The sequence below is a fragment of the Croceibacterium sp. TMG7-5b_MA50 genome (assembly GCF_039830145.1).
GTDB lineage: Bacteria > Pseudomonadota > Alphaproteobacteria > Sphingomonadales > Sphingomonadaceae > Croceibacterium.
This window is the reverse complement of sequence record NZ_CP156082.1, coordinates 1,083,719-1,106,264: the sequence shown is the minus strand read 5'-3', so window position 1 is coordinate 1,106,264 and position 22,546 is coordinate 1,083,719. Positions and strand designations below refer to the sequence as shown.

17 protein-coding genes are annotated in these 22,546 nt (G+C 66.5%); 10 read left to right on the top strand and 7 right to left on the bottom strand.

The genetic code is table 11. The features are described from left to right. Positions 1-58 precede the first annotated feature (58 nt). Positions 59-1,663 carry a peptidase dimerization domain-containing protein gene (locus V5740_RS05450; RefSeq protein ID WP_347304060.1) on the top strand — a complete coding sequence of 535 codons (1,605 nt, stop codon included), beginning with the start codon at positions 59-61 and terminating at the stop codon, positions 1,661-1,663. Here the strand turns inward: V5740_RS05450 and V5740_RS05445 are convergent, their stop codons facing one another. The 4 genes from V5740_RS05445 to V5740_RS05430 all read right to left on the bottom strand — a co-directional run bounded on the left by V5740_RS05445 (position 1,664) and on the right by V5740_RS05430 (position 7,463). Continuing rightward, a complete protein-coding gene (locus tag V5740_RS05445; protein WP_347304059.1) occupies positions 1,664-2,383 on the bottom strand; it encodes a siderophore-interacting protein in 720 nt (239 codons plus the stop codon). 121 nt (positions 2,384-2,504) lie between these two features. After that, a complete protein-coding gene (locus V5740_RS05440) occupies positions 2,505-3,302 on the bottom strand; it encodes an inositol monophosphatase family protein (protein ID WP_347304058.1) in 798 nt (265 codons plus the stop codon). After that, complete coding sequence (gene argJ, locus V5740_RS05435) at positions 3,299-4,525, bottom strand: bifunctional glutamate N-acetyltransferase/amino-acid acetyltransferase ArgJ (RefSeq protein ID WP_347304057.1); 1,227 nt, start codon at positions 4,523-4,525, stop codon at positions 3,299-3,301. The genes V5740_RS05440 and argJ overlap by 4 nt, the downstream gene beginning before the upstream one ends. 64 nt (positions 4,526-4,589) lie before the next feature. After that, on the bottom strand, positions 4,590-7,463 hold the full coding sequence (locus V5740_RS05430; RefSeq protein WP_347304056.1) for a TonB-dependent receptor: 2,874 nt from the start codon (positions 7,461-7,463) through the stop codon (positions 4,590-4,592). Between the two features lie 288 nt (positions 7,464-7,751). On the opposite strand from V5740_RS05430, the gene V5740_RS05425 reads away from it, so the two are divergent. Genes V5740_RS05425 through V5740_RS05405 form a run of 5 tightly spaced genes read left to right on the top strand, consistent with a single transcriptional unit; the run spans position 7,752 to position 12,688 of the window. Then, entirely contained in the window at positions 7,752-8,381 is a 630-nt protein-coding gene (locus V5740_RS05425) for a DUF2291 domain-containing protein (protein ID WP_347304055.1), read from the top strand. Beyond that, on the top strand, positions 8,378-9,895 hold the full coding sequence (locus V5740_RS05420; protein WP_347304054.1) for a sugar ABC transporter ATP-binding protein: 1,518 nt from the start codon (positions 8,378-8,380) through the stop codon (positions 9,893-9,895). Before V5740_RS05425 ends, V5740_RS05420 begins: the two co-directional genes overlap by 4 nt. Beyond that, positions 9,892-10,941, top strand: coding sequence for an ABC transporter permease (locus V5740_RS05415; RefSeq protein WP_347304053.1), 1,050 nt, complete (start codon positions 9,892-9,894; stop codon positions 10,939-10,941). Before V5740_RS05420 ends, V5740_RS05415 begins: the two co-directional genes overlap by 4 nt. Next, on the top strand, positions 10,938-11,726 hold the full coding sequence (locus V5740_RS05410) for a DeoR/GlpR family DNA-binding transcription regulator (protein WP_347304052.1): 789 nt from the start codon (positions 10,938-10,940) through the stop codon (positions 11,724-11,726). Before V5740_RS05415 ends, V5740_RS05410 begins: the two co-directional genes overlap by 4 nt. Beyond that, positions 11,723-12,688, top strand: coding sequence for a D-ribose ABC transporter substrate-binding protein (locus V5740_RS05405; protein ID WP_347304051.1), 966 nt, complete (start codon positions 11,723-11,725; stop codon positions 12,686-12,688). Before V5740_RS05410 ends, V5740_RS05405 begins: the two co-directional genes overlap by 4 nt. 62 nt (positions 12,689-12,750) lie before the next feature. On the opposite strand, the gene V5740_RS05400 is transcribed toward V5740_RS05405, so the two are convergent. After that, positions 12,751-14,238, bottom strand: coding sequence for a nucleoside hydrolase-like domain-containing protein (locus V5740_RS05400; RefSeq protein WP_347304050.1), 1,488 nt, complete (start codon positions 14,236-14,238; stop codon positions 12,751-12,753). A gap of 142 nt (positions 14,239-14,380) precedes the next feature. On the opposite strand from V5740_RS05400, the gene V5740_RS05395 reads away from it, so the two are divergent. The 3 genes from V5740_RS05395 to secA all read left to right on the top strand — a co-directional run bounded on the left by V5740_RS05395 (position 14,381) and on the right by secA (position 20,526). Beyond that, positions 14,381-17,335 carry a sugar-binding domain-containing protein gene (locus V5740_RS05395; protein ID WP_347304049.1) on the top strand — a complete coding sequence of 985 codons (2,955 nt, stop codon included), beginning with the start codon at positions 14,381-14,383 and terminating at the stop codon, positions 17,333-17,335. A gap of 69 nt (positions 17,336-17,404) precedes the next feature. Beyond that, positions 17,405-17,668 carry a hypothetical protein gene (locus V5740_RS05390; protein ID WP_347304048.1) on the top strand — a complete coding sequence of 88 codons (264 nt, stop codon included), beginning with the start codon at positions 17,405-17,407 and terminating at the stop codon, positions 17,666-17,668. A 104-nt stretch (positions 17,669-17,772) separates the two neighbouring features. Then, positions 17,773-20,526: a preprotein translocase subunit SecA gene (gene secA, locus V5740_RS05385; protein WP_347304047.1), complete on the top strand. Its 2,754-nt coding sequence runs from the start codon at positions 17,773-17,775 to the stop codon at positions 20,524-20,526. Between the two features lie 53 nt (positions 20,527-20,579). Here secA and V5740_RS05380 read toward each other — a convergent pair whose 3' ends face one another. Then, the gene (locus tag V5740_RS05380) at positions 20,580-20,897 is read right to left on the bottom strand and encodes a multidrug efflux SMR transporter (protein WP_347304046.1); all 318 of its coding nucleotides are present in this window, start codon (positions 20,895-20,897) and stop codon (positions 20,580-20,582) included. Between the two features lie 158 nt (positions 20,898-21,055). Further along, the gene (locus V5740_RS05375; protein ID WP_347304045.1) at positions 21,056-21,823 is read right to left on the bottom strand and encodes a M48 family metalloprotease; all 768 of its coding nucleotides are present in this window, start codon (positions 21,821-21,823) and stop codon (positions 21,056-21,058) included. A 200-nt stretch (positions 21,824-22,023) separates the two neighbouring features. Between V5740_RS05375 and V5740_RS05370 the strand changes: the two genes are divergently transcribed. Further along, entirely contained in the window at positions 22,024-22,521 is a 498-nt protein-coding gene (locus V5740_RS05370; RefSeq protein ID WP_347304044.1) for a hypothetical protein, read from the top strand. Positions 22,522-22,546 lie beyond the last annotated feature (25 nt).

Below are 22,546 nucleotides of genomic sequence, written 5' to 3'. Positions count from 1 at the left end.
ACGTGAACCGTTGCTCCGTCCTGCGTAAAAGCAGGGTGCATCAGGGCAGGGGGTTCACATGCGCCGCAGATTTTCCGCTTCGATCCGATATGCCACGGCCATGCTGGCGCTGTGCGCCGCCGTGCCTGCCATCCTGCCGCCGCCCGCCCATGCCGAGGCCAGCGCCGAACTGAAGGCGGAGGTGGCCGCCGCCGTGGAGGCGCAGCGCAAGGAGGTGCAGGTCATGGTCGACCAGATCTACTCCTATGGCGAGCCCGGCTTCCAGGAGGTGCGGACCAGTGAATACCTGACCGGCATCCTGGAACAGCACGGCTTCACGGTGGAGCGCGGCGTTGCCGGCATCCCGACCGCCTTCACCGCAAGCTGGGGCGAAGGCGGGCCCAAGGTCGCGCTCGGCAGCGACATCGATCAATTGCTCGGACTGTCGCAGATGCCCGGCACGGCCGAGGTGAAGCCGATGGTGGAGGGGGCGCCCGGTCCCGGCGAAGGGCACAATAGCGGCATGCCCGCGATTGTCGCGGCGGCGATCGCGATCAAGCAGGTGATGGAGCGCCACGACCTGCCCGGGCGGCTGATGGTGTGGCCGGGTGTGGCGGAGGAGCTGCTGGCGACCAAGGCATATTACGTGCGCGCCGGCCTGTTCCGCGACGTCGATGCCTCCATCTTCGTTCATGTCGGCGACCGGTTCACCACCGCATGGGGGGACATGGGGCTGAATGCGCTGGTCTCCGTCGAATATACTTTCGCCGGTAAGCCCGCTCACGCCGCCGGCATGCCATGGTCTGGCCGCAGCGCGCTCGATGCCGCCACCGCCATGGACGTGATGTGGAATCTCAGGCGTGAGCACCTGCCGCTGACGCAGCGGTCGCACTCGATCATCACCGAAGGCGGGCGGCAGCCGAACATCGTGCCGGACAAGGTCAGCGCCTGGTACTTCTTCCGGGAGAAGGATTTCGCCTCGCTGCGCGCGCTGTACGAAACCGGCAACATCATCGCCGACGCGGCTGCCCTGGGAACCGGCACGAGTGTCAGCCGCCGGGTGCTGGGCTACGCCGCGCCGAACTATGGCAACCGCCCGCTGGCAGAGGCGGCGTATGTCAATATCGCCGCGGTGGGCATGCCGGAATGGTCCGCCGCCGACCAGGCCTTCACCGCGAGGGTCCAGCAGAACAACGGGCTGACGGTGGAGCCGCTGCGCAAGGAGGTGACGCCGCTCTCCACCCCGGAGACGCGTGGGCCGGGTCTTGGCGGCGGGTCGGACGATATCGGCGACATCATGTGGACGGTGCCGACGATCACCATCAGCTATCCCTCCAACATTCCGAACGTAATCTACCACAACCAGCTCGCCGCTATGGCGATGGCTACGCCGATCGCGCACAAGGGCGCGGTGCAGGGGGCGAAGGCGGTGGCGATGACCGTGCTCGACATCATGACGACGCCGCAGCTGGTGCGCGATGCCAAGGCGTTCTTCAACGATGTGCAGGGGGCGGAGCAGACCTACGATCCGTTGATCGGGCCGGAAGACCAGCCGGCGATCCACCTCAACGCAGATGCGATGCGCGACTACCGCCCGTTAATGGAACCATTCTATTATGATTCAAGCCGTTACGGATCATACCTGGAACAGCTTGGCATCGACTACGAAGCAGCGGGCAAGTAGTCAGACGGCGCCTTCGGCATCGGCGCGCTTCACCTCGCGATGGCGATCCTCCGTGCTGCCGGCCTGCCAGTAGCTCGAGATATACAGCCGGTCTGGCATCAAGCCGCGCTCGTCTCGCAAATAGGTCCGGAGCGCCCGCATGGCGGCAAACTCGCATGCTGCCCAGGCGTAGACCGAACCTTGCGGCCACGGACGGCTGCGCAGCGTCCGGGCAAGCAGGTCGGGATCGCTGCCTGGCTGCTTGACCAGCCAGGCGAGCTCCACGCCCGCCGGGCAGGGCAGGTCCTGCCGGTCGGCCGTGTCGCTGATCTCGATGACCGCCAGCCCGCGCGCATTGTCAGGCAGCGCCGCCAGATTGACGCTGATCGCGGGCAGGGAGGTCATGTCGCCTGCCACCAGGTAGAAGTCATGGCCCGCCGGCAGCGGCTTGGCCGCGCCCGGTCCGCCCACTTCCAGCACGTCACCGACGTCGGTGCCCAGCGCCCAGGCCGTGGCCGGGCCGGCCTTGCCATGTGCGTCGGCATGAAGGGCGAAGTCGACCTCCAGCCCGTCCTGCCCTTGCGCGCTGATCGTGTAGGTGCGCACGCATGGCTTGCCACCACCCTGTGCCGGCACGCGCAGCTTCAGGTAGCCACCGGCCTGCCCTGCCGGGAAACCCGCGAGGCCCGCGCCACCCAGCGTTACGCGCAGCATGTTGGGCGTCAGCAGGCGCTTGCTCATCACCGTAAGTGGGCGTGGGGCGGGGCGTTGTTGGGCGGTCAAGATCGCTATTCCGTATTACGTTCAAGAACCATCTAGTCACGCCAACCTGCAAATCAATCGCAAAAAGGGTATCCGAATGTCACAGGACGTTTAAGCGATCGGCCATCACCTGCCATATGGCCGGGCTGGCGGCGGCGATCAGGCCACGGCGATCCCATTCGTCCACGCGGTAGGGTGAGCCATCATTGCGCGCGGCCTTGCCGCCAGCTTCTTCCAGCCACAGGGTGCCGGCGGCATGATCCCAGGCGAGCGTCCGTTCGAAGATCGACACATCGTTCACGCCCAGGGCAAGACGCGGATATTGCTCCGCCGCGCAATAGGGGATGTCGGCCAGCGTATAATGCGGCCCCAGCCCGTCCAGCACGCGTTGCCGGTGCGCATCGTCGAGGAAGATCAGGCTGATCGCTGCAACCGGCACTTCGGCCCCGGTGGTCTGCGCGGTGATCCGCTCCCCATCGACGAAGGCGCCGGCGCCCCTGTGCGCGGCGCAGAAGCGTTCGGTCAGGCAGTCGAAGATCCAGCCCGATTGCACCAAGCCGCCGTCGGCCCGCGCGATCATGATGCCGAAGGGCGGCTGCCCGGCGGCGAAGTTGCGCGTGCCGTCGATCGGATCCACGATCCAGCACGGGCCGCGCAACTGTTCCATTACCGCCTGATCGGCGAAGGCGCCTTCCTCCCCGACATGGCCGATGCCGGGCTCCAGCTTGGCCAGCCCTTCGAACAGGGCGATCTCCGCCTCCCGATCGGCGATGGTGACCGGGTCGTTGCCGCCCTTGTCCTCCACCTCGCCAGCCTGCAGGTTCTGGTACCGCGGCAGGATGATGCGGCTGGTAACGTCCCGGCACAAGGCCAGGATCTCGCGGTCAAGCATGCTCATGATCGGTAATCCGCATTGATGGCGATGTAGCCGTGGGTGAGATCGCAGGTCCACACGATGGCCTGTCCGTCGCCAAGGCCGAGGTCCACCGCCACTGCGATCTCCCGTCCGCGCAGATGGTCCGCCACCGGCCCTTCGTCGTAATTGGCAACGGGCTGGCCATCTCGCGCTGTCCAGTGTCCACCGAAGCCGATCGACAGCCTGTCGCGGTCAGCAGGCTCGCCCGCCTTGCCGACGGCCATGACGACCCGGCCCCAATTGGCGTCCTCCCCTGCGATCGCCGTCTTTACCAACGGCGAATTGGCGATGGCGAGACCTACGCGTCGGGCACTCTCGTCGCTGACGGCCCCGGTCACCCGGACCTCTATCAGCTTCTGCGCACCTTCCCCGTCGCGGACCACCAGCAAGGCGAGTTGCCGGCAGATGTCATGCAGCGCCGCGGCAAAGGCGTCGGCCCCGGCATCATCCCACCCGGTCAGCGGTGCGTTGCCCGCCTGCCCAGTGGCGAAGGCCAGCACCGTATCACTTGTGGAGGTGTCGCTATCCACCGTGATGCAGCTGAAGGTACGCTCGTTCGCGCTGCTCAATGCTTGTTGCAGGAAGGCCGGCGAGACCGCCGCATCGGTGAAGATGTAGCCCAGCATGGTGGCCATGTCGGGCGCGATCATGCCGCTGCCCTTGATGATCCCGGCCAGCGTCACCGTGCGGCCGCCGATCACCGCCTGTGCGACCGCTCCCTTGGCGAAAGTGTCGGTCGTTCCGATGGTTAGCGCTGCTTCTTCCCAGGAGCAGGCAGGTGCGGAGAGTGCCTCGGTCACGCCCGCACGCGCCTTGTCCTGCGGCAGGGGCACCCCAATGACGCCGGTGGATGACACGAAGACCTCACGCGGCGCGCAGCCGAGATGCCCTGCGACCTGCGCCATGATCGCATCCACCGCCTCGCGTCCGCGATAGCCGGTGAAGGCGTTGGAATTGCCGGCATTCACGATCAGCGCGCGGGCCGACCCCTCACGCACATTCTCCCGTCCCAGTTCCACTTCACTGGAACAGCACACATTCCTGGTGAAGACGCCCGCCACCGCGGTACCGGGCGCCAGTTCGGCATAGGTCAAGTCGGCGCGATCCCAATCCTTGTACCGCGCCCGCGCCACGCGCAGGGTGACGCCGGCGATGGGCGGGATGGCCGGGAATGGCTGGGCGAGGGGGGAGCGGGACAGATCCATCAGGGTTGCGCCTATGGCGGGGACGCCGGCTTCGCAACCCTGATGGCTGATGGACTCGCGCCGGTCAGAACCGGGTGCGGACACCCAGGTAGAACTGTCGACCGTTCAGACGGTAATTGACCCAGCGGTCCGCGCGGGAATCGCTGTATTGCACGTCGGCCTGGTTGGTCAGGTTGATGGCGTCGGCGCTGATCGTGACGTTCTCGTTCAGGTCATACGAAACCGATGCGTCCACATAGGTCGCGGCACGCGTACCAGCGACATCCTGATTGAAGGCGGCCGGGACGCCGGTCAGGTACTTGTCGCGGAAGTTGGCGGAAACGCGCGCCTGGAAACCTTCCTTCTCGTAATAGAGTGTGCCGTTGAGGGAGTTCTTCGACAGGTTCAGCAGCGTCGCGGTCACGAAGCTGGTTCCCGCCTGATACTCGATGGTCGAATCGACGTAGGTGTAGTTCGCCAGAACGCCGAAGCCGTCCAGCGCGCCCGGCAGGAAGTCGAGCTGCTGCTGCAGGTTGATCTCCACGCCCTTCAGCGGCCCGCCATCGGTATTCACCACGCTGGTGATGACGAAGTCGGTGTCGGGCGTCACATTGGTCCCGGCCAGCAGTTCCGCCGGCAGGCCGGTGGTGGAGTAGGGCGCCGTCAGAGTGTTCGACTGAATGTAGGTGCTGATGTCCTTGTAAAAGACGCCGACCGACACGATCGATCCGGCAGACGGGTACCATTCCACCGACAGGTCGAGATTGTTCGACTTGAACGGTTCCAGGAACGGGTTGCCGGTGTTGACCGTGCGGGAGCCGCCGGACACGCTGACGGTGGTCGCGCCGGCCAGGTTGCCCAGCGGCGGGCGGGACATCGTCTTGGCCGCCGCGAACCGCACAACCAGATCGTCGGTCGGCTCCAGCACAACGTTCACGGAGGGCAAGAAGTTGCGGTAGGTGCGCACGACTTCGGTAGGGACAACACCGGTCGGCGAGACGCTGGCCGGCACGGTGGTGAGGAAGTTCGATCGCTGACGCGTGATGACGTAGCGCCCGCCGATATTGCCGCGCAGCCGCATGCCGCCCACCTCCGTGTCAAGCGCGGCCATGCCGTAGAACGACCAGTCGCGCTCGGTCACGGCACGATTGTCGCCCCGCGCGGCCGCGACGGTGCTCGACAGCAATGTGCGGCCCTGGTTGCCGAAGATGTTGTACGCTTCGTCATAGGCATCGATGTTCGGCGATACCCAGCACTTGGTGTTGCCGTCAGGCATGTCGAAGTTTTCAAACCCGCAGAACGGCTGGGTCAACGCCTGGATGTCGTAGCCAGCCGGGATCGCCGGGAAATTCGCCTCTCCCTCCACGTAGCGCAGAGCTTGCGAGGCGAACTTGTACTGCTTGTACTCCGCCCCGGCCGTCAGCTTCACCGCATCGCTCGCCGCGAAGCTGGCATCGGCGCGGGCGGTGGTGTTGCGGTTCTGGATGTAGTTCGGCCGCAGCCGGATCTCCGGCCCGGTCGCACCGGTGCCGTCGGGCTGCGTCACACGCGGACCGAAGTACCAGCTGGCGGGGTTGGTGACGTCGATACCCCAATTAATCGCCGGCGCCGTCTGCCCCAGCGGCCTCAGGTCATAGGAGAAGTTGTCGACGTTGAACGAGTCGATCTGCGTCGACAGGTCCATGAAGTTGTCGAAGTCGGACCGGGAGTGGCCAACCAGCCCGCGAACGGAAAAGCGGTCGCTGAACTCGTGCTCGCCCGCCAGCGTGCCCTGGATGAATTCCGTCGTGAAGTTGTCGCGGTTATGTTCGGAACGCAGATCGACATTGTCGAACAGCCCGTAAACCAGGGAGTTGGTGTCATCTATCACGCCGTCGCGCACGATTGATTCCGGCTTGCCGCCTTGCGAAGCGGCGCGGCTGAAGCCGATCGGCTCCAGCGCCCAGTCGTCACGCCGGACGTCGAACTTTGAATACAGCACGTCGAGCACAAGGTTGGTCTCGTCGCTCGGCTGCCATTGCAGGCTGCCAGTCAGGCCAAGCCGCTCCGTCTCGCCCACGCCCTGGACGTAGCGCGGGAAGCGGGGGTTGTAGACCGCCGGGTTCTGCAATTGGTTGTAGACTGCGATGTTCGTCCCGGCACAGGGCGTCGGCCGCGCCACCGGATTGCAGAACCCGCCATCGCCGATGCCCTGGTTCCAGTCACCCGAATTGCTCTGCTGGAAGTTGCCGGACGCGATGGAGTAAGAGGCGGAGACCAGCGCGCCGATCGTGCCGCTGCTGTTCTGCGTGGCGAACACCGCGGCCAGGCGCGGGTCCAGCTTGTCGGCCTGATCGTTGTAGCCGGCCTGCGCCGACAGGGTGACCACCGTCTCGTTGAAGCTGAGCGGACGGGACGTGGTGAGATCCACCGTGGCGCCCAGCGAACCTTCCGGCAGGTCGGCGGAGGCGGTCTTGCGCACGTCGATCTGGCTGAACAGTTCGGATGCAAAGACGTTGAAGTCGAACCCGCGCGACCGGTTCGCACCGTTATAGCCGTCGGTCGTGGCCTGGCTCTCCATGCCGTTGATGCGAGTGGCGGTGAAGTCGCCGCCAAGGCCGCGGACGGAGATCGAGCGACCCTGTCCCTGGTCGCGCGAGATGGCGATGCCCGGCACACGCTGAATCGATTCGGCCAGGTTGTTGTCGGGGAACTTGGCGATGTCTTCCGCCACGATCGTGTCGACAACACCGGTGCTCTCGCGCTTGATCTCCAGCGCGCGGGCAAGGCTGCTGCGGAAGCCGGTGACGACGATCTCGTCGTCTCCCTCGACACCGCCGGGCACGATCGCTGTCTGGTCCGGCAGGGTTGCGTCCTGCGCGGCGGCGGGAATGGCAAGAAGCATGCTGGCACCCGCCAGCAGCGTGGCACGAAGGGGTGCAAGCCGGACGCACGCACGTACGGTTTCGGGAGAATTCATGGCAAACCTTTCCCTGGTCGAGCGCAAATCTGGCGTTTGCGTCTGATTTGTTTTCCACCACAACCAAGCGAAAGCAAGCGAAAACACGGTACATCCGAGCTTGCGGGTTGAGCGAGCGGTCAATGTGTTCATGCTCGACGGTGATTGCGGCTGTTGCGCTACACCATGCGGGGGCAGACGTTCGAAGAAATTGACAAACGACCGTTTGACATGGGCTGTCGCCGCCGCCTAGCTTTCTGGCCGACGACAACATGGCCGCAGAGCCATGCGTAGGTGAGAGGATCGTTGGTGCGGATTACCTGCATAGCGCAAGGGGTATGGCGGGGCGTCGCCATCGCGGGGCTGCTGGTGCCGCTGGCCGGCTGCACCGTCGTGCCGCTGGACGAGGTGGCCGCGGTGCGCGCGCGGGACAGCGGTGCGTTTGACCTTGCACGGTTCATGGCAGAGACATGGCCCACCCGGGTCGAGCAGGAGCTTGGCGCACGGGCGATCCCGCTGGATCGGCTTGGCGGGCCGCTGGACGAGCTGGGCGAGAGCCGCGGCAACCGCGCGGGCGAGGGGTCGCCATGGACTTTCGCCGTCCGCGGCACCGGTGTGGTCCGCAGGATCGATCGGGATGGTCCGCGCGGCCGGATGGAAGTGCAGGCCGCCTCCGGGCCGGTGCTGATCCAGACCGGGCCCGTGGTATCCGGCAGCACCATCCGTGATGCCATGCCGTCCATCACCTTTGATGGCTTCCCAGATCAGATCAGCTTCGCCAAAGCCGGCATGGCGCTGACCGATGCCGCGCTTCAGCGGCTCGAACCCACGCTGAGCCGGGTGGCAGTAGGCGATCGGGTCACCTTCGTTGGCACGGTCAGCGCCAACGGCGGGGTGGAGCCGCCTGTGGTCACTCCGATCCAGTTGGCGATCCAATGATCAGGGTCGCGGCACGCAACATAATCAAGCGCTACGGAGTCATTCGGGCGCTCGATGACGTCGACTTCGACGCCCATGCCGGCGCGGTGAACGTGCTGATCGGGGAGAATGGCGCCGGCAAGTCCACCCTCATGCGCATCGTCGCCGGAGTGGAGACGTGTGACGGCGGCACGCTGTCGATCGATGGGCAACCGGTGGTTCTGCGATCGATCGCCGACGCGGCGGCGCACGGGATTGGCATCGTGCATCAGGAACTCAGCCTGTGCCCGAACCTGACGGTGACGCAGAACATCTTCCTGGACCGCAGCGTCAACAGCGGGCGCATGCTCGATCATCGGGCGGAACGGGCACGCGCCGTGGAGATCCTGGGCCGCCTGGGTGCGCGCATCGACCCCGACACACCGGTCCATGCGCTCAGCATCGGCGAACAGCAGGTGGTGGAGATCGCCCGCGCCCTGTCACGCGACGTGTCTACCCTCATCCTGGACGAGCCGAGCTCCGCGCTCAGTGCCGCGGAGATCGAGCAATTGTTCGCCGTCATCGCGGAACTGAAGAACGCCGGCGTTGCCATCATCTACATTTCCCACCGCATGCAGGAGATCGAGCGGATCGGCGACCACGTCACCATCCTGCGGGACGGACGCCGGGTTGCCTATGCCGACCGGGGCGAGTTCTCGATCCCGTGGATCATCCAGCACATGATGGGGTCGGAAGGCACGCCGCGCCCGCATGCGAGCGGCACGCCAGGCCGGACCATGCTGTCCATCGCCAACCTGAAGGTGCGCCGCGCTAGCGGAGCCCTTGCGGTCGATGGGCTGGACATGGAGGCACGGGCGGGAGAGCTCACCGCGATCTACGGCCTGCTCGGCGCCGGCCGCAGCGAGCTGTTCGAGGCGATCTGCGGTGCGCGGCCCTCGTCGGGCAGCATCCGGGTCGATGGCACCGCGATCGATCGGCTGCCGCTCCATGCGCGATTGGAGCATGGCGTCCAGCTCGTGCCGGAGGATCGCAAGGCGGAAGGCCTGTTCGGCAATCTGGCAGTGGGTCAGAACCTGTCCGTCTCGGTGCTGGACCGTCTTCGCCGCCTGGGGCTGGTGTCCCGGCAGGCGGAACATGAAACGATTACCCCGATGATGCGGACCATGGCCGTCAAGGCGCCGTCCGCCGCCACGCCGATCGGCGCCCTGTCCGGCGGCAACCAGCAGAAGGTGCTGATCGGGCGTTCCTTGCTGCCGGGACCGCGGGTATTGCTGCTCGACGAACCGGGTCGCGGGGTCGACGTGGGCGCGCGGGCGGAGATCTTCAGCAGGATGCGCGATCTTTGCGCGCAGGATGTCGCCGTGATCTTCTCGACTTCCGACGTGGTGGAAGCGACCACCTTTGCGGACCGCATCCTGGTCATGGCGCAGGGCCGCATCACCGCGGACCTTCCCGCTGCCGAGGCGAGCGAGGAGGTGCTGCTGCGCGCCGCGAATGCCTCGGCGCGATCTGATCAAGAGCTGGATGCTGCATGAGCGAGACGGTTGTTGCGGATGGGTCCCGCTCCGGTGGCCGGACAGTGCTGAACCTGGCGATCCGCCTGCGTGCGCTGATCGCGCTGTTCGTGGTGCTGGCGTTCTTCGGCGTGATGGCGCCCAACTTCCTGTCGCTGGCGAACGGGCTGATCATGGCCAAGCACATCGCGATCATTGCGGTACTGGGTATCGGCATGACCTTCGTGGTGCTGACCGGCGGCATCGACCTGTCGGTGGGATCCGTCGCGGGGCTGGGCGGCATGGTCGCGGGCTGGCTGATCCTGAACGGCATCGTGCTCGCGCCGATGGGCGTGGCGATCTTCCCGTCCATTCCGCTGGTGATCGTGCTTGTGGTCGCGCTCGGCGCGGCTATCGGGCTGGTCAACGGGACGCTCATCACCCGCTTCGGCGTGGCGCCGTTCATCGCCACGCTGGGCATGCTCTACGTGGCGCGCGGCGCCGCGCTGCTGCTGTCGAACGGCACCACCTTTCCCAACCTCGTCGGCAATCCGGCCTTCGGCAACCAGGGCTTTCAGTTGCTGGGGGCAGGGCGCCTGCTGGGCGTGCCGGTGCCCGTGCTGATCCTGATCGTGCTGGCGGCCGTGGCTGCAATCGTGGCGGCGCACACCCCATTCGGCCGCCGGATCTACGCCGTAGGCGGCAGCGAGCGCGCTGCATTCCTGTCGGGCGTGCGGGTCGACCGGATCAAGTGCGCGGCCTACATGATCTCGGGCGCCTGCGCCGCGCTGGTCGGCCTCATCGTCGCATCCGATCTCACTTCCGCCCATCCCGCCTCTGGCGAGACGTTCGAACTCAGCGCGATCGCCGCGGTCGTGCTGGGTGGCGCTTCCCTCGCCGGTGGACGCGGTACGATCGGCGGCACAATGATTGGCGCTTGCGTGATTGGCGTACTAGGCGACGGCATGGTGATGATGGGCGTCAGCGAGTTTTGGCAGATGGTGATCAAGGGTGCGGTGATCGTGGGCGCGGTGATGCTGGATCAGTTCCAGCAGCGCATGGCGCGCGGCGGCTGGAGCAAGGCATGATGGGCCGTACACCGCGATCCGGGCTGCTGGGCGAAGCGCGCCGGATGAAGATCCTGGAATGGTTGCAGGAGGAAGGGACCGCCCGCGTGCGCGACCTCGCCGATGCGTTCAGCGTGTCGGAGGTGACGGTTCGGCAGGACCTGGAGAAGCTGGAAGCCGACGGGCACATCGTGCGCGAGCATGGCGGCGCCTTCCTGAAGTCGGTCACTCAGCAGGTGCAGGCGCTGGCGCTGCACCACATGGTCAACATGGATGCCAAGCGCCGGATCGGCCGGGCGGCGGCGGCGATGGTCGCCAATGGCGAGACGGTGATCCTCGATTCCGGATCGACCACCAGCGAGGTGGCGATGCAGCTGACGGAGCACGAGGGGCTGACCGTCATCACCAATGCGCTGAACATCGCGGTGATGCTGGGCGGCCTGCCCAACTTCGAGATTCACATGCCCGGTGGCCACTTCAAGCCGCCGACTCTGTCGCTGAGCGGAGAGCGTTCGGCCGACTACTTCCGCGGCCTGTTCGCGCAAAAGCTGTTCCTGGCGACCGCCGCCATCTCGGTGGAGGCGGGGCTGACCTTTCCCTCCCTATCGGACATTCCGGTGAAGCGGGCGATGATCGATTCCGCCAGCGAGGTGATCCTGGTGGCGGACAGCAGCAAGATTGGCCGGCGCTCCTTCTCCTCGCTGGGCGGGGTGGAGCAGATCCATACGCTGGTGACTGATGACGCTATCCGGGACGAGGATCGCGCCGCACTGGAAGCGGCGGGGGTGAAGGTGGTGATCGCATGACCGGCACGACCCGCACCCGCCTGGTGCTGGTGGTCATCGGGATCGTGGTGGTCGTGGGCGCCGCGCTGCTGGCGCTGCTGCCCGGCGGCGGGGATCGCCGGCTGATGGTTGTCATCACCCCTTCGCTCGATAACCCGTTCTTCGGGCAGGAGGCGCGCGCCGCCGAACAGCGGGCACGGGCGCTCGGTTATGAGACTCTGAGCTTTTCCCACGGGGACGACGCCTTCCGCCAAAACGAGCTGATCGAGAGCGCGATCGCGCGTGGCGCGGCGGCGATCGTGCTGGACAATGCGGGGTCGGATGCCAGCGTCGCGGCGGTGTTGAAGGCGAAGGCTTCCGGCATTCCAACCTTCCTGATCGACCGGGAGATCTCCAGCCGCGGCGCCGCGGTGGCGCAGATCGTGTCCAACAACTTCCAGGGCGCGACGCTGGGCGCGGAAGCTTTCGCCGAGGCGATGGGCGGGGAGGGCACCTATGCCGAACTGGTGGGCCGGGAATCCGACACCAATGCCGGCATCCGCTCGCAAGGGTACCATGCGGTGCTCGACCGCTATCCCGGCCTCACCATGGTCTCGCGGCAGAGCGCCAATTGGGATCAGGCGCAGGCGTTCACCGTCACCCAGTCGATCCTGCAGGCGCATCCCGACGTGAAGGGTATCATAGCGGGCAACGATACCATGGCGCTGGGCGCGATCGCCGCGCTGGAAAGCGCCGGGCGCAGCGATGTGGCGGTGGTCGGGTTCGACGGGTCCAACGATGCGCGCGACGCGATCCTGGCGGGCAAGATGGTGGCGACCGTGCTGCAGCCGGCACACCGGCAGGCGCAATATGCGGTGGAGCTTGCCGATCGCTACCTGCGGACTGCGGAGACCGGCATGCCCGAAAAGCAGTTGATGGAATGCTTCCTGATCGACCGCGGCAATGCCCGGCGGCTGAATGATTTTGCGCTCGCCCCGCGGTAGGCGCACATAGGGAGCGCAGGCCGGGGCTGCCCTGTCCGGCGGCTGGGCCGTGAAGCTGCGGTTCAATCCACCACGTTGACGATCACCCGGCGATATCGGGTGAGCGCGGGCGTGCCGCCGTCCGTCACCTGCAGGATCAGATGCAGCGTCCCGCTGCGCAGCACCCGTTCGGTCGGCACGGTCATGGTGGCCGTGCCGTCCTCCGCCGTCTGGATCGCGATCGGCGTGGCCCCGCGGCCATAGGCCGTGGTGAAGCTACCGGGCTCCGGGTAGTGGAACCAGTCATAGGACAGGCGATCGCCGTCGGGATCGGTCGTGCCTGCTGCGCTCAGCCGGATGGTCTCCCCGCGCCGCGCGGTGAACTGGTCGCCATGGCCCAGCCGTACAACCGGCGCATGGTTCGCTTGGTCGAACGGCTTGACCGCCCAATCCATGCGCGCGGCGAAATCGTTCTGATACGCCTGCCGCCAGCGCCAGATCGTGGCCTTGTTGCTGGTATGCCAGAACCCGTCCGCCCCCATCACCTCGTCCTCGGCATCGGTCCAGAACGGACGTGTCTCGTCCTGCAGGAACCATTTGCGGGTGCGCGGCCGGTAATGTTCGTAGCGGCCGCCCCAACTGCCCCAATCCGGATGCTCCGGACTGCCCAGGCCGTTGTCGATCAGGTACAGGAAGGACGGCGTGTCGCCTTCCATGATGAATTCGGTGTGCGGATATTCAGCCCCCAGCGGGCCCTTGCTGCGGACGTTACGGTCCAGCCAGGGGTTGTCGACGATGCTGAAATCGGGCCCGGTGAAACGGCCATGGAAGCGGTCGCCGCTGATTCCGCTCCACGTCGCGGAATGGTAGGCGCCGCCGGCATGCACGCCGGGGCTGGCGATATAGAACAGGTTCGGGAAAGTGGTCCTGATCCACGGCCCGGAATCATCCTGGTCCGATATGGTGTACACCCGCAGCTTGGCCACAAAAGCGGCGAGTTCCGCGGCGGATCGGGTCCGCTCCACCTGCCACAGCGCCTGCGCCAGCACGTTGGGCCCGCCCCAGACCAGCACCCATAGGGGCCGCTCGTCCGCCCGATCCGCCGCCTCGATCAGCAAGCGGGAGCCCGGTGAATCCTTGCCTTCGCCGACCGCCGCCATGCCTGTCTGCGGCAGACCCTCCCGGATCAGGGAGGTCAGCTGCGCCGGATCGGGGAAGCCTGGCTCGTGCAGCAGCAGGTTGGGGCGGACCTTGCCATAGGCATCGACGATCGCGCGGATGCGCTGCGGCGCGACACGGTCCTGCATGTGGACGGAGGTGGTGGCGACCAGCCCCTCCACGTCCCACTGATTGGAATAGGCGAGGAAGCGGACCAGCGATTGCGCATCGTCCGGCTCGTTCTCGATATCGGTCAGCACGATGACGCGCGGCTTGACCCGATCCTGCGCGGCGACGGTGGCCGGAATGCTGCTGAGCAGCACGGCTTGGGCCGCGATCGCCAGCAACCCGCCGCCGCTCCGTAAAATACGTCGTGCGCGGCCCTGCGTCGATCCGTCGGTAGGCCCTGTCATGTCACCACTGGCCATCGTCACCTCCCCGCTTGTTCTTGGGTGCGAAGATTATCGAAGCCTTGCGAAAGCCACAAGCATCGGCGCGTCCGCGGAAACCTTCAGGCTCTTGTGCATCCCCCTCCCATCTGTGAAACCGTTTTTCATGAATGACTTGACCGTCGATCGCCGCACCTTCGTTGCCCTGCTGGGTGCCAGCGCCGTCTTCCCGGGTGCGCTGCACGCCCGGTCGGCACCATCGGTGCCTGAGCATGAGGGTGCGATCTCGCTTGCGGGAGAGTGGCGCTTCGCCCTCGACCCGGCGGATGTCGGCAGCGCCGATTACTGGTTCAACAAGGTAATGCCATCGGACCTGTCGATCCGTCTGCCGGGCATCCTGCAGACGCAAGGCTTCGGCAACGAGATCGAGGCGGATACGCAGTTCGTCGCCGCCCTGCCGCGCGACATGCGCTGGTACCTGCTGCCGCAGTACGAGCCGTATACCCGACCGGGCAACGTCAAGGTGCCGTACCTGTCGCAGCCGATCCGGCATTATTTGGGGGTCGCCTGGTACCAGCGCGACATCGAGGTACCGGCGGAATGGGCCGGCAAGCGGGTGATGCTGCACCTCGAACGCACCCGCTGGCGCACGGATGCCTGGATCGGCAATCGACCCGTCGGCAGCGACCGGTCGCTCGTCGCGCCGCACGAGTTTGACCTGGGCATCATGGAGCCCGGGACACACCGGCTGACCCTGCGCATCGACAACAGCATGCAGGAGCCGGTCTACCGGCCCGACGGCCACGGCGTGACGGACGGTACCGGCACGACCTGGAACGGTGTGGTCGGCCGCATTGAACTCAGCGCGACGGCCCCGGTCTGGCTGGACGATGTGCAGGTCTTCCCCGATCTCGCCGCGCGATTGGCGAGGGTGCAGATCAGGATCGGCAACGTCACGGGGGCGACCGGCTCCGGCACGGTCAATGCCGGTGGTGTGTCCGTGCCGGTGTCGTGGACGGCGGAAGGGGGCGAGGCAACGATCGAGGTACCGATGCGCAATCCCCGGCCGTGGTCGGAATTCGATCCTCACCTGCACACGCTCGCCGTCACGCTCGACAGCCCCGCGGGGCAGGACCGTCGGGACGTCACGTTCGGCATGCGGGAGATCACGACGGACGGGCACCGCATCCTGCTGAACGGAGAGGTGCTGGACATGCGCGGGACGCATGATGCCGGCGCCTTCCCGCTGACCGGTTATCCCGCGACGGATCTCGAGACCTGGCAGCGGATCATCGCCATCTGCCAGGAATGGGGATTGAACGGCATGCGTTTCCACAGCTGGTGCCCGCCGGAGGCGGCGTTCATCGCCGCGGACCGGATGGGGTTCTACCTGCAACCCGAATGCGCGATGTGGAACAATTTCGATGCCGGCGGCCGCATGCTGGCCGTCCTGCATGACGAGACCGCCCGGCTGATCCGCGCCTATGGCAACCACCCATCGTTCATCCTGATGGGCAGCGGCAACGAGCCGGCGGGCCAGTTCCATGCTCAGCTGCCCGGTTGGGACGAGCGCTGGAAGGCCGCCGATCCGCGCCGCCTCTACACCGACGGAACCGGCCGCCATGCCCGTGCGCCGGGCGGGCCGGGCACGCCGTTCGCGGCCGACTTTCTGGTGGTCGGCTCCACCGTGCGCGGCCCGCGTGGCTGGTTCGGGGAGGATTACGAGGAAGAGCTGCAGGAACTGCTCGGCGGCGTGGCGCAGCCGGTCATCAGTCACGAGACCGGGCAATGGTGCGCCTATCCCGATCTCGGCCTGATCGACAAGTTTTCCGGCCAGAGCGACTATGCCGCGTTTCCGCACGGCATCGACACCGGCGACGTACCCTACATGGTGCCCGGCAATTACGAGATCATGCGCGACTTCGCCGCCGCGCACGGCCTGCTGGACCTGAACCGGCAATTCGCCCACGCCTCCGGCCGGTTTCAGCTCGCCTGCTACAAGGAGGAGCTGGAAGCCAATCTGCGCACCCCGTCACATTCGGGTTTCCAGATGCTCGACCTGCACGACTACCTTGGCCAGGGCGGCGCGCTGATGGGCCTGCTCGATGCTTTTTGGGAACCCAAGGGCTATGTCGATGCGCCCGAATGGCGGGAGTTCTGCAGCGCCACCGTGCCGCTGGTCCGGCTGAAGGACCGCACCTTCACCAGCGACCGGATGCTGGAGGCTTCGGCCGAGCTTTATCATCACGGCCCGCGCCCGCTGCGCTCCGTCCGCCCGCGCTGGCGGATCATGGATACGGCGGGCAAGACAGTCCAGTCGGGCGACCTGCCAGCGCGCGCCGCCCCGCGCGGCAAGGCGATCCCGCTCGGCACCATCAGTGCGGACCTGTCGCGCCTGCCGGCCCCGGCGGCCTACGAACTGGTCGTGGAACTGGCGGGCACCGCCTTCCGCAATCGCTGGCGTTTCTGGGTCTACCCGCCGGCCGAGGAAGTACCGCAACCCGCAGGTGTGGTGACCACGGCGGACTGGGCGGAGGCCAGGGCGGCGCTGGCCGCTGGCGGGCGTGTGCTGTTCCTGTCGGGCAATCCGGCAGAGGCCAATCCGGACCTGGCCATGACCACCGTGCCGATCTTCTGGAACCGGCTGATGAACCCCAGCCGCGCCTGGATGCTGGGCCTGCTGAACGATGCCGCGCATCCGGCGTTGGCCGGCTTCCCGACGCAGGACCATTGCGACTGGCAGTGGGTCGACCTGATCGGGGCAACCACCGCCATGAACGTGGAGGCGCTGCCGCCCGACTTGCGCCCGATCGTGCAACCGATCGACGACTGGAACCGCAGCCTGCGCACCGCCCTGCTGTTCGAGGCGCGCGTCGGTCCGGGCCGGCTGATCGCCAGTGCCTTCGACCTGACGGAGCAGGGCACGGCAGGCTTCGCCGGTGGGCCAGCCCTGCGCCGATCGGTGCTGGATTACATGGCATCCGACCGCTTCAGTCCTGCCTTGGCGCTGAATGAAGGGACACTCGCCACATGGATCGACCGGCGTCATGTGGCGCCTGCGACCGTCATCACGCCGCCCGATACCGGTGATGTGATCGATCCCGGTCAGGTCCGGACATAGGCCGACGGCGGTTCAAAGGGGCTGCGAAGACTCGACGATATAGTTGCGACCACCTATGTGTCGCGTCCGATGATCCGCCGTCTGCTGACCTTGATCGCGCTATGCGCCGGTTTCGCCGCCATCGGCGCGCCTGCGCGGGCGGCTCAGGTCGTGCTCGCGGCGGAGCAGGTCGCCAGCAATTCCGCGATTGCCGCCCCCGTCCATGATGTCCGGCTGACCGGGGCCGCACCCCAGGTGCGCGTCGCCGGCTGGCAGACGCCGGACCGGCCCACGGCCATCGCGGCGCATCCGGCGCCCGCCGTACGCCTGCAGACCGACCGCGCGCGCGAGTAGCGCGCCGCCGCCCGCATCCCTGCGCCAGCCGCGCATGCCTGCGGCTGCTCTCCTGTATCTACGCCGCGCCAGGCTCGCGGCGGTTCCTTATCGAAAGATCGCCCATGTTCCAGTCGCTCGCCAAATCGTGGTTCGGCTCCGCCAATGATCGTTACGTCAAGGCGATCGGCAAGGTCGTCGACCGCATCAACGCGCTCGAGCCAGAGATGCAGGCGATGGACGATGCCACCCTGCAGGCACAGACGGCGAAGTTCCGCGACCAGCTTGCCGCCGGCACCTCGCTGGACGACATCCTGCCCGAAGCCTTCGCCACCGTGCGGGAGGCGTCGGTGCGCGTCATGGGCATGCGTCATTTCGACGTGCAGATGGTCGGCGGCATCGTGCTGCACCGGGGTGAGATCGCGGAGATGCGCACGGGCGAGGGCAAGACGCTGGTGGCGACGCTCGCCACCTATCTGAACGCCCTGCCGGGGAAGGGCGTCCACGTCGTCACCGTCAACGATTACCTCGCCAGCCGCGATGCGGAAACCATGGGCCGCCTGTATGGCTGGCTGGGGCTGACGACCGGCGTGATCGTGCCCAACCTGCCCGAACATATCCGGCGGGAGGCGTATGCCGCCGACATTACCTACGGTACCAACAACGAATTCGGCTTCGATTACCTGCGCGACAACATGAAGCAGGATCGCGGCCAGCAGGTCCACCGCCCATTCAACTACGCCATCGTGGACGAGGTGGACTCCATCCTGATCGACGAGGCGCGCACCCCGCTCATCATCAGCGGCCCCACGGATGACAAGAGCGACCTGTACATCTCGCTCGACGCCGTGGTGAAGCAGCTTGAGCCCGAATATTACGAGGCGGACGAGAAGAGCCGCAACGTGCAGCTGACGGAAGACGGGACCGAGGAGGTGGAACGCCGCCTCGCCGCCGCCGGGCTGCTGGCGACCGACAATCTCTACGATGTCGAGAACACGATGGTCGTCCACCATCTGGACCAGGCGCTGAAGGCGGTGGTCATGTTCAAGCGCGACATCGACTACATCGTGAAGGACGACAAGGTCGTCATCATCGACGAATTCACCGGCCGCATGATGGACGGGCGCCGCTGGTCCAACGGCCTGCATCAGGCGGTTGAGGCGAAGGAGGGCGTGAAGATCGAGCCCGAGAACCAGACCATGGCCTCGATCACCTTCCAGAACTATTTCCGCATGTATCCCAAGCTGTCCGGCATGACCGGCACCGCCGCCACGGAATCGGTGGAATTCTGGGACATCTACAAGCTCAACGTGGTGGAGATCCCCACCAATGTCCCCGTCCAGCGCATCGACGAGGAGGACGAGTTCTACAAGAACACCGCCGACAAGTTCCGCGCGATCGCCCGCGCCATTCGCGAAAAGAACGAGATCGGGCAGCCGGTGCTGGTCGGCACCGTCAGTATCGAGAAGTCGGAACTGCTCAGCCGCTTCCTGAACGAGGAGGGCGTGAAGCACGCGGTCCTCAACGCCCGCTTCCACGAGCAGGAGGCGCATATCGTGGCGCAGGCGGGCCGCCTCGGCGCCGTCACCATCGCCACCAACATGGCCGGCCGCGGCACCGACATCCAGCTTGGCGGCAATGTCGAATTCCGCGTCGAGGACGAGCTGCGCGACATGCCGGAGGGGCCGGAGCGTGACGCCGCGATTGAGCGGATCAGGGCCGACATCCTGGCGGAGCGGGAGCAGGTGCGCGCCGCCGGCGGCCTGTTCGTGCTCGGCACCGAACGCCACGAAAGCCGCCGCATCGACAACCAGCTGCGCGGCCGCACCGGGCGCCAGGGGGATCCGGGCCTGTCGCGCTTCTACCTGTGCCTGGAGGATGACCTGCTGCGCATCTTCGGGCCGGAAACGATGTTCTCCAAGATGGTCAACGCCAACCTCCAGGATGGGGAAGCGCTGCCTCCGTCCCGCTGGATGAGCCGCGCGATCGAGACCGCGCAGAAGAAGGTGGAGGCGCGCAATTACGAGGCGCGCAAGCAGGTCGTCGAATACGACAACGTCATGAACGACCAGCGCAAGGTCGTGTACGAGCAGCGCGCGGAGATCATGGATGCCGAGGCGGTGGACGATGTCGTCGCCGACATGCGGCAGGACGCGATCAACACCATGGTCGCCAATGCCTGCCCCCCCGGCTCCTACCCCGAACAGTGGGACATCTCCGGGCTGAGGGAAAAGGCGGACGACGTCCTCGGCCTCGACCTGCCGCTGGACGACTGGCTGGCGGAGGAAGCGGTCGAGCCCGAGGTGCTGGAGGAGCGGATCGTCGCTCTGGCGGACGCGAAGATGGCCGCGAAGCTCGCCGATATCGACCCGCAGGTCTGGCGCCAGGTGGAAAAGGGCGTCCTGCTCGACCGGATGGACTTCAACTGGAAGGAGCACCTGGCGACGCTGGACGCGCTGCGCCAGGTGGTGTTCCTGCGCTCCTACGCGCAGAAGACCCCGATCAACGAATACAAGCAGGAGGCGTTCGGCCTGTTCGAGGCGATGCTGGAGGGCATCCGCACCGACGTGACGCGGGTGCTGATGAAGAGCGAGCTGCGCATGCCGCAACCCGTCGCCCCGCCGCCGCTGCCTGAACTGCCCGACTTCCTGACCGGGCATATCGACCCGTTCTTCGGCACCGACGACAGTGACAATTCCAGCCGGGCGACCGGGCAGGAGGCGCTGCTGGGGTCCCTCGCCGGGGCGCCGATGGCCGCCGCCGGGCCGGGCGGGGCGGACGGCACCGATCCCTGGGCCGGGCAGGAAATCAGCCGCAACGCCCCGTGCCCGTGCGGCAGCGGCAACAAGTACAAGCACTGCCACGGCGCCCACGCCTGACCGCTACACCCGTCCTCCCCATGCGCCGCATGGGGAGGATGGTGCACCGCCCTCTAATGCGCCAGTTTGAGCGTCACGACACCGGCGATGATCAGCGCCACCCCGGCATAACGTGCCAGCGAGGTCGGATCGCCGTAGATCATCACGCCGACCAGGAACGTGCCGGCCGCGCCGATCCCGGTCCAGACGGCGTAGGCGGTCCCGATCGGGATCTGCCGTTGCGCGATCCACAGCAGCGATCCGCTCACCGCCATGAAACCGATGGCCATGGCGATGCCTGGCCAGCGCGTCGCCGGCGATTGCGCCATCTTCAGTCCGACGGGCCAGCCGATCTCGAACAGACCGGCAAGAACAAGTGCAATCCAGGCCAAGGCAGCCTCCTTCCAAGCTGCCGGGCCGTCCCGGACTTGATCACCCGACAGGGGGCGGGAACGTGGTCACCGCGACCCGAACATGGGGCGTTAGCCTGCCACGTCAACTTCCGACCACGCTCCGCCGCGGACGTTCAGCGTCCTATGCGCGGCAGCACTCAGTCGAGCTGCCTTCGCATACGCCGCGCGCGGGCTTCCGGGCTGGGATGGGTCTGCAGCAGGGCCACGCCGCCGCTGCCGCCGCCCAGCGCCGCCAGCTTGTCCATTGCCGCCGGGCAGCCTTGCACATCGTAATTGTTGTTACGCATGAAGGTCAGCGCGTAGTCGTCGGCTGCCGTCTCATCGGCTTGGGAGAACTGCGCATTGACCACTTGACCGACCAGTTGACCCAATTGGGATTCGGCAAGCTGGCGCACCTCGCCGCTGGCTGTGCCGGCGACGCTCAACGCGGCATCCTGCTGCAGCGCAGTTTTCAGACGCTTCGCGGAATGCTGCAGCTTTACGTGCCCGATCTCGTGGCCGATCACGCAGCGGATCTCGTTGTCTTCAAACCCGTCCATCAGCCCGGCCATTACGCGCACCGTGCCATCGCCCATGGCGAACGCGTTGACGTCGGCCACCCGGTAGGCCTTGATGTCGAGGTTCAGGCCGTCATAATTCTCGAGACCACTGGTCAACGCGGCCAGACGTTGCGCGTAAGGGTCATCGGGCGGCGCCACCGGATTGATGCGATCCATCTCGTCGGACATCTGGCCGAACATGGACACGATCTCCGCGTCCGAGATGGTGACGGCTTCCATCACCCTCCTGGCCGAGTTGAGGGCACTGCCAAGGTTGAACTGGGCCTGCAGTGGCACTGTTGTCGCAAGGGCGGCCGTCAGCAGGCCAACCTTACAGAAAGACATCATTCGCTTCTTCAGGATCACAGGATTCTCCCCCTTTGCCGCCATCGCCAGGCCGGTCGGTCAGCCTTCGAACAGGAACGCCTCCCCGCTGAACCACCTCGGCCCGGACTTGATCCGCGGCGACGTTGCTCCGGTCCAAATCCGACGAAGATTGGTCCTCCATGGCGCGGTGCTGCCAATCCATTTTCCTACACCCCTGCGCCGGCGCTACCCCGCCGTGCATGAGCAACCGTCGCAACACCGCCCCGCGCCGTCGCAAGCCCCTGCAACGCTACCTGCGCATTCCCGCCTTCCTGCCCGTTCCGCTGCGCGCCCGCCGGGATGGCTGGACGCCGCAGCGTCAGGCGCGCTTCATCGGCCTCCTTGCGCAAAGCGGCTGTGTCCGCACCGCCGCACGGGCGATCGGCCTCAGCCGCGCCAGTGCCTATCGTCTGCGCCGCCACCCCGATGCAGGCTCCTTCAACACCGCGTGGAACACCGCGATCACCGGCCGCACACAACCACGCTGGAAGTTTACACCGGCCGACCGTGCGCCGCTGGCCCTCACCGGCGCGCTGCGGCCGCGTCTGTGGCGGGGCATGTTCACCGGCGTGCAGCAGAAACCCGTCACTTCCGCGCTTCTCGGCCTTGTTCGCGGTCTGGACCGCATAGATGTCACCGGTGCCGAGGACCCGACCGAGTACCACCGCATCCGCGCACATTTCGCCCGTTGCGTGTAAACCTGACACGCACGATCGGCGGCGA